At 43.4% G+C, this 8191-nt stretch carries 6 protein-coding genes and 1 tRNA gene; 1 reads left to right on the top strand and 6 read right to left on the bottom strand.

From position 1 onward, the window contains the following. Window positions 1-392: 392 nt before the first annotated feature. The 5 genes from P8O70_09125 to P8O70_09105 all read right to left on the bottom strand — a co-directional run bounded on the left by P8O70_09125 (window position 393) and on the right by P8O70_09105 (window position 6178). Complete coding sequence (locus P8O70_09125) at window positions 393-920, bottom strand: terminase small subunit (GenBank protein ID MDG2197035.1); 528 nt, start codon at window positions 918-920, stop codon at window positions 393-395. A 1521-nt stretch (window positions 921-2441) separates the two neighbouring features. Next, window positions 2442-2528, bottom strand: a tRNA-Leu gene (locus P8O70_09120). A 53-nt stretch (window positions 2529-2581) separates the two neighbouring features. Continuing rightward, the gene (locus P8O70_09115; GenBank protein MDG2197034.1) at window positions 2582-3466 is read right to left on the bottom strand and encodes an ROK family protein; all 885 of its coding nucleotides are present in this window, start codon (window positions 3464-3466) and stop codon (window positions 2582-2584) included. 68 nt (window positions 3467-3534) lie between these two features. Then, entirely contained in the window at window positions 3535-5484 is a 1950-nt protein-coding gene (locus P8O70_09110) for a DNA topoisomerase IV subunit A (protein ID MDG2197033.1), read from the bottom strand. 112 nt (window positions 5485-5596) lie between these two features. After that, on the bottom strand, window positions 5597-6178 hold the full coding sequence (locus P8O70_09105; protein ID MDG2197032.1) for a TlpA disulfide reductase family protein: 582 nt from the start codon (window positions 6176-6178) through the stop codon (window positions 5597-5599). Between P8O70_09105 and P8O70_09100 the strand changes: the two genes are divergently transcribed. Then, on the top strand, window positions 6177-7013 hold the full coding sequence (locus P8O70_09100) for an MOSC domain-containing protein (protein ID MDG2197031.1): 837 nt from the start codon (window positions 6177-6179) through the stop codon (window positions 7011-7013). The genes P8O70_09105 and P8O70_09100 overlap by 2 nt on opposite strands. On the opposite strand, the gene P8O70_09095 is transcribed toward P8O70_09100, so the two are convergent. Next, window positions 7004-8191: beta-propeller domain-containing protein (locus P8O70_09095; GenBank protein MDG2197030.1), on the bottom strand; the 1188-nt coding region annotated here is incomplete at its 5' end. The two genes, P8O70_09100 and P8O70_09095, sit on opposite strands and share 10 nt — an antisense overlap.

Below are 8191 nucleotides of genomic sequence, written 5' to 3'. Positions count from 1 at the left end.
CAATGATCTTTCAGAGAAGGGGGGGGGCTTACTTCCACAAAGTGTGCCAAAGATATTTATATTGTCATTAAGATCTCCAGATCTCTCACCAGCAGCCGAAAAATAATTAATGACTGCGTTATAATAGATTCTATAAAACCTAGCCAAGACGGTTCTGAGAACTCTGAGAGGTATATTAAAGATTAGAGTGAATCTGGATGATCGGATAGAGGCAGGTGGGATTGGTAATGCTTTAAGCTTCCTTAAGATACTTCGGCCATTAGAAATTTTCTATACTTTCAAAAACTATCTTTGTTAAGGAAGAGTTAAGCCTCTTTTAGTAGAAAAGTTATTAGATAATAGTAATTTAGAGACTTATAAGAAGACGCTCAGTGTAGAAAAGAATAGCTATTTCAGACCTCTAGACTGAGTAAGGCCTGCTCATACATCCCTTCTGCATTGCTAGCTTGTTCAAGCTGAGCTTTGAGCTTCAAGGCCTTGAGCAACTCATCATACTTTCCTGCAATCGCTAGAACCCCGATAGTTGCTCTCAGCATGCCTTCCCAGTCATTTGGGGCCTGTTCCATTATCTCCAGTAGTGGCAAGGCTTGATGGCGCTCAAAGACTTTCAGCTTGTTGCATAACTGGTTTAAAGCTTTCAATGCCGTCTCAAAATCCTTTGCCTCCAGTGCTCTCTCCATCAACTGCAGAAACTTACTGGCAACCAGATCTGCTTGAATCTCTAAACGTCTAGCTCGAGCCTCTTGAGCTTCTACGAGAGCTGTTCTCACCTTCGGATGTCTTTTGAGGCCGTAGCCGACTTCTGAAGGATAGCGGGTTTGATAGCCTGCTCTCCTTACAGCCTCAGCGGCATTTCCACTCAGCAAATACTCTGAGACAAAACGCTCCTGCTTCCATGTCAGGTTCCTAGCTTGATGCATCGGGTTCCTATTAGGCTTTTAGATTACTGATGACTAAATTTGACTGCGTGTGAAAATCGATTAGGGGAGGTAATAAAAATAGGTGTGTGTACTAGTTGCTCTCCCCCTCCCCTGTCTCATTTCACTATCCTCTTGAGCTGCAGTGCTGGGTTTCAGTCTTTAAACTAGCTTTGTCAAAGTGCTTTGACGAATACCTTAATTCGCTACTAGGTTCTAAGCTTCTATCTCTTTGGAGGGGCCGTATGCATTCGTAGTGATCAATGATTGAAAACAAGAAGAATTTGGTCTAATTCAAAGGGTCGGTGACAGGTGACACTTCTGCGAAAGTCTATATATACAACTTCAGAAGCAGAAGAGAGTGTTTTGTTTCTCTATATTGGACTTACAAAGATCTGTCATCTGTCACCTTTTTCCCTCAAGGCCAGAGAAACACTGGGCTGGAAGGGGTGACACTTCGATGACACTTCTCGAAAAGGTGACAGATCTAGTGACACCAATGTGACAAAAACAGACGACAACAAAAGCCAAGACACTGGACACTGGACTGAGCTTGGAAAAGAAGTGTCACCCATCAGAGAAGTGTCACCCTTTCCAGCACCCCTTATTCTGGGGTATATTCTCACTGCAATGACTGCATCGTAGGCCCTGATGAAAGCAGAAGAAATCTACAAATAGACTAGCAAATCATTTGCAAAAGATGTTGATCTCACTATTGATTTTCTAGAGTTCAAGTACTGCGATGAAATCTTTCGGGTTAACCTACTTCCCTGTCCTCCTACCCTGCAATCTAGTTGTCTCTTGCGGCGCTTTATGAGAATTGCTCGACTAGTGCTAGTTTCCGCTAGTACAAATCGATCTGACTATTCCTGCTGAGATACTAGTTTGGTGCTAGCATTCATTGAAAATAGTAGGAAATTACCCATTTAACTAATTGATATGAATAGTATATTTAGGTAATGACTAGTCGTACTCTTTAACAAACTAGCACCATGCTAGTACTAATAGATCAACGAAAACTGAAAACTAGTTTGGTGCTATAAACTAATTGATACTAGCACGAATTTACTAGTATCTAGCATGAGCCGCAAAGCTAGTTTGGTACTATTCTAGTAAGCTTTTCATTAGAATTTTTGTTACTAAAATTCCTGCTATTAAAAGTAACTCAATTTTATAAGCTTCAAATAGAAAGATATTATAAACAAAATATTATGTTAAGTAAATAAAACAAATGTTGTTTATCCAGGCCTATCTTTACCTAATACTAACAAGACAGACCTGGAGTGTCTAAGAGGAGTAGAAATTCAAATTAGATTAAACTTGCTCGCTAGTAGATGCTGCTAAAAGACTATCGACTTAAATGGCCTAAATTAACCCTTAATCTTGACAGATAATTCAAAACAGTAGACAAGATGCCTTGAGTCGAAAATCTAGGAGGTTTGTTATACAGAATGTTATACGGAACGGGTCTGAGGCAGGAAAACTAGTACTAAGATACTGATTTTATTCGGTGAGCTAATTATCTGGTGCTGAAGGGGGGACTCGAACCCCCACGAGCGAAAGCCCACTGCCCCCTCAAGACAGCGTGTCTACCAGTTCCACCACTTCAGCAAACCAAATTAAATATGCAACTTCGCTTTCGCTAGCAAGTCTTTTTTGAAGTGTTACACTGCGAGTACAGCTGCTCCATGTACACCACTAGAGTCACCTAGTTGATTTTCTACAATCTTTGTTAGTGGGGTGCCAAAAACAATTTCATTTGTTCTTATGAGGCCCTCAGTATAAAGGATCGGTAGGTTTGAGACTCCACCACCAATCACAATGATATCTGGTTCCAGATGAACCATGATGTTTGCCATAGATCGAGCAAAATAGTTTAGGACCTGATCCATAACCAGTTTGCAAGCACTATCGCCACTAAGAAAGCCTTCATGGATGGAAGCAACGCTGCGATCCTGACCAGTTGCTTCTCGATAAATCCTTTGGATTCCGGTTCCTGAGAGATAATTTTCTGCACAACCTTTGCGTCCACACCAGCATAGTACACCATCAGGCTCCTCGATTGATGCATGGCCCCATTCCCCTGCAAGGCCGGTTCTTCCCTTCCAGGGCTGGCCGTTGATCACAATTCCGCCACCCATGCCGGTTCCCATGATTATGCCAGCAACACATTGGTAGCCCTTTCCGGCACCGTGGAGGGCTTCACTGAGGACAAAACAATTGGCATCATTTTCAATGTTGATTCCCTGCCCTAGCCGATTTGTCAAATCTTCCTCCAGAGCCTCACCGATCAAACACTGTGCGTTGGCTTGCTGGACTCGCTTCGTTGATTGGTTGACAACTCCCGGGATACCCATACCCAATTTTACTTGTTTATCGCTAGCGTTACGGAGTCCCTCGATTAATCCAGCGATGTTCCCTAGAACCTGTGCATAGCCTTTCTCCTGCTCTGTGGAAACCCTCTTTCGAACAAGGACATTCATCGGATCATCAGTCGTTAAAATGCCTTCGATCTTTGTTCCGCCTAGATCGATGCCGATTCTATTCATAAGTTTCCTCCCATTAATTTTTGATGAAATGAACTGCGTTCACTGAGTCGAATTGATCTTGTAAACCCTCAAGAGTTGCTGTTTTGCAGCAAGGTCGCTTGAGGATCTTCAGGAGCTTTGGCCAATTGACGAAGACTTTTGGGTAAAATGGGCTTATTGGCAAGACGGACTCCGCGTGCCTGAGGATTTTTCACTAAAACTTCATCTAGAAGCAGAAAATCCCTTGATTTGCGGATTCGTTCTGAGGGAACAAACTGAAACTCAAGAAAAATACTGTTGCCGCTACTGAAGTGTAGAATCTTAGCTCCCTCCTGATCAGGAAACAGTTCATACTCCTTGTCCAAGATAAACTTTTGGACTTTGAATCGCTTTACATAAGCCAGTCCATCTGCTTCTGGTTGGTAGACAATGTTGTAGACGATTTCTGGGTTTTCTGGGTAGACACCTAAAACCTTTTTTCCAATAAAGGTTTTTTCAGGAACCCTGCTCACCTGGTAACAAAGATTACCTCCAAAGATCACCAGACGATCATAGGGTGTGCAAACTGTAATTTCTTTTCCTTCGACATCTGTTCCCAGATAACCTTGCTGCTTATTCCAGAATACTGGCTGCTTTTCAGCGACCTCACGTAACTGAATCTCATCAAAGGACTGGAGGATCGTTTTACGAGGAAATTCTGTAGAATAGCGTTCCTGAAGGCTACGTATATAAACAATTGTGTAGTTGATAACATCTTGGAGGTGCCTTTCAACCTGGCGGATTTCTCGGTCCAATCTCCTAAATTCTTTTTCTGCCTGGCGTCGGTCAAACCTGGAAATACGTTTGATTTGCAGTCCGAGAAGCTTCTCAAGATCCTCAGAAGTGATGTCCCTTTTCAAATCTTTTTTCAAAGGTTCCATCCCTTTTCCAACCGTATGCATGACCTCAGGCCAAGTCTCACACTCCTCTACCTGACGATAGAGTTGCTCAGTGATGAAATATTGCTCAAGTTTCCTGTGATGCCATTGCTCATTGAGTTTATGTAGCTCCAACTTCAATTCACGTTCATGTAAATTGACTAATTGCTCACTGTTGTGTTGGATGACTTGATTGACGGATAGCTGGGTGGGTTGATTCTTTCTGATAACAAGAAGATTTATGGAAACAGAAACCTCGCACTGGGTGTAGGCATACAGTGGTTTGAGGATCTGTGAGGTAGTACTGTTTCTTGGTAGTTTAAGCTCAATCTCCACATTCTCAGCTGTGTAGTCGTTAATGCTGCTCAACTTAAAACGCCCTTTGTTGACCGCATCCTGAACCGATTGGATCAAAGATTCTGTGGTAACTCCGTAAGGTAATTCCTTGATAACCAATGTCTTTTCATCAACCTGCTCAATAAGAGCCCTCGAGCGTACTTTCCCATTTCCCTCGCGATACTGACTTATATCTAACAGACCGCCAGTCAGGAAATCAGGAAACAACTCAAAAGGCCTTCCTTCCAAAAAGGCAACCTGGGCTTCTAATACTTCATGAAAATTATGGGGCAGTATCCTTGTCGACATGCCAACAGCAATACCTTCTGCACCCAACAAAAGAGTAGCTGGGATTTTACATGGAAGCGCCAAGGGTTCTCGGTTTCGACCGTCATAGCTTTCCTCAGTCTCCGTCAAATCTGGATTGAAGAGGACCTCCTTGGCTAGAGGAGTCAGTCTTGCCTCGATGTAGCGAGCAGCAGAAGGGGGATCACCTGTGAAGATATTCCCGAAGTTTCCTTGTTTCTCAATGAAATATTCCTTGTTGGCAAGGACAACTAAGGCTTGCCCAATCGAGGCATCACCATGAGGGTGAAGCTTCATTGTTTCACCTACAACATTCGCAACCTTGTTGAATTTGCCGTCGTCCATCCGGTACATCGTGTGCAGAATACGACGTTGAACAGGCTTTAGTCCATCCTCTACATCCGGGATTGCCCGCTCCTTAATCACGTAGGAAGCGTACTCCAGGAAATTCTTATCAAGCAACGGTTTCAGATCACTCATATGATTATTTTTCCGTGCTGCTGAAAAGATAGAAGATCAAGGCTGTATAGAGTACTGATGAACAATTGGGCTTGACGAAAGTCATTGAAGTCTTAAGCCTAAGGGAATAAGACTATGGATTAGGTTTTTCGGAAGCGAGATTTTCAAAAAACTCCAATAGTATTGGCCTTGTCCATTCTCTAGGGCCAAGGGCACGTCCCACAACAATTCCAGAAGTGTTGACCAAATAAGTAATAGGAATATTGCGAACTCCATAGAGTTGGGTCACTGTCATTTCAGGATCGGGAAGGATTTGGAATTCAAACTGATGTTTTTTTTGAAACTTTTCGATCCGTTCGGCTGCTTCACCCATACCAACTGCAAGTACAAGAATCTTTGAGCCTAGTTCTTTTTGGAGTTCTTGCATGTCAGGCATTTCCTTGAGACAGGGAGAACACCAAGTAGCCCAGAAATTCAGAAAAACCACTTTACCTTTTTGGTCACTCAACCGAAAAGTCTGCCCGTTTAAAAGAATTCCTTCAAAGTCTGCAGCAGCTAATTCGACTTTGGGGGCGTCTATTCTCTCTGATTCCAGCATGGCTTGGACCTCTTCAGAAAGGGGACTTGGAGCTGCCCAGCCCTGAGAAGTATGTAGTAACAGAATGATGGTCAGCTTTAGAAAAAAAGAATATCTATTCAGGAGCAAATAACGCATGGGGTCACTAAGGGTTCAGGAGTTGTTCATCTATCCCATCAAGTCGACCCAGGGGATTCGAGTTCAGGAAATGGAATTGACAGAACTCGGACCGGCTTACGACAGAAGGTGGATGCTAGTTGGTGAGAAAAATCAGTTTCTCACACAAAGAAAATTTCCGCAACTCAGCCAACTTTTTGTAGAGTTCGACGAAGAGGGTCTTCAACTCTTCACTCCCTCCATGCGCCGAATAAAAGTGAGAGTTCCGACTACAAAAGAAAGAATAACCGTGAAAATCTGGCAAGACGTCTGTCACGCTGTTCCAGCAGATGCAGAAATTAATCAGTGGATCTCAGAACTTTTGCGGATACCCGTCACCTTGGTTTACATGCCTGAATCAAGTCAGCGCGAAGTTCGCGAAAGTTCACACTCAGGGCTCTCCTTTGCCGATACACACCCATTTCATTTAATTACATCGCCATCTTTGATCGATCTCAACAATCGAATTCTCAATGAGAACCTGCTGAGCTTGTGTTTTAGGCCAAATATTGTCGTTGAGGGCGACTTTCCGCCTTGTGATGAGGATCAGTGGGATTTGATCAAGATTGGTGATGCGGAGTTTCGCTGCAGGGAATGGTGCTCGCGTTGCCAGATCCCAACAATTCATCCCTTCATTGGAGTTCGACAGGGCTCAGAACCCTTGCATACCTTGGAGACATACCGACGTTGGAAACAAGAAATCTGGTTTGGTCAAAATATGATTTTGGTGTCTGGATCCAAAATCAAGATGGGTGACCCTGTTAGCATCATGACTCGTGCTGGAAATAGCCTTGCTGAGCTGCAAGCTCAGGGATAATTCACTTCTGCTAGTTTATCACTAAAATTATCTACCTCATGGGTTTGAACAGCAGTGTTTGAAATAGTATACAAATAATAACTTGAGTTGTCTGACATCAGTAAGATACGTCTTGGTTGGCTTTTCAAATTCCAAAATTTGCAGGGTGAACTTTCCTCATTCAAACTTGGCTCACAATCTGAGCTTAATTTCCCTTCATGTTCAATCCAACCACGTTCGGTCAAAGAAGTTAGCTCAGGTCCTACTTCAATCACGCTGAAACCACTGAATTGTGAATCCCAATTCTTTCCATAGCCCTGAATTGGAGCTACTAAAAGTCTGCTCTTTGGATCATAGGTGAAGGCATGGTGGTCCCAACCTGCTTCACTGTAAGCCCGTCCTCCTTTCAGCTTTGATGGAATCAGGGTATCGACCTGTTCTGGATTCGTGAGATTGGACACATCGAAAAGCTGCGCCTGCCACTCTCCACTCAACCCATCATCATCACCAGCGCGCCCAACAGTCAGCAAGTGGGTTTCACCCAGAGGATGCATATAGTTGCTGAAACCAGGAATTTTAAGCTCACCTTCCAGAGTAGGCTTGTCAGGTTTGCTCATGTCAAATGTGAATAATGGATCCACTTGCCGGAAAGTAACGAGATAACCCCGATCACCAACAAAACGAGCGCTTTGAACTCTTTCTCCAGGAGCTAGATTGAGGACGGAGCCCACCTGTTCCAACTCAGAGTTTTCTTTATCCGCAAGTTTCAACACAAAGAGGTGATTTAGCGACTGACTAGGTTCAATAATTTCCATAACACCATCAACAGGAATCATCGGAGAATTTGGACGTTCGGTAGTTGCAACTCGAAGATGGTCTTCATATTCACTCAGGCTAAAAGAGTTCAGAACTTGTCCATCTACCAACCCGCTACCTTCATACACTGGATGTCCAGATTGCCAGTCCAATTGCCAGATTGCCGTCTGGTCAGATTGCTCTGCATTCCACCACCACCCAGAACTTCCTTGGATCAAATAAAGATGTTTTGAACTACCGTAGAGTTGCCAGGCATTGTTTAGGACAGCACTTGTTTGGTAATTTGAACCGTCACTTTCAAAACTGACTAGAAGGGTCATTCCCAAGGAATTTAGAGTGAGATCTGGTTCAGAAATCTCATCACAACTTAACCAAGGTATTTC

The organism is SAR324 cluster bacterium (assembly GCA_029245725.1).
Taxonomy (GTDB): domain Bacteria; phylum SAR324; class SAR324; order SAR324; family NAC60-12; genus JCVI-SCAAA005.
This window is presented reverse-complemented; position numbering and strand designations above follow the sequence as displayed.

Excerpts from the sequence above, each read along its gene's own strand:
- P8O70_09125 (MDG2197035.1), bottom strand. The coding sequence starts at position 920 with ATGCATCAAGCTAGGAACCTGACATGGAAGCAGGAGCGTTTTGTCTCA.
- P8O70_09115 (MDG2197034.1), bottom strand. The coding sequence starts at position 3,466 with ATGAATAGAATCGGCATCGATCTAGGCGGAACAAAGATCGAAGGCATT.
- P8O70_09110 (MDG2197033.1), bottom strand. The coding sequence starts at position 5,484 with ATGAGTGATCTGAAACCGTTGCTTGATAAGAATTTCCTGGAGTACGCT.
- P8O70_09100 (MDG2197031.1), top strand. The coding sequence starts at position 6,177 with ATGGGGTCACTAAGGGTTCAGGAGTTGTTCATCTATCCCATCAAGTCG.
- P8O70_09105 (MDG2197032.1), bottom strand. The coding sequence starts at position 6,178 with ATGCGTTATTTGCTCCTGAATAGATATTCTTTTTTTCTAAAGCTGACC.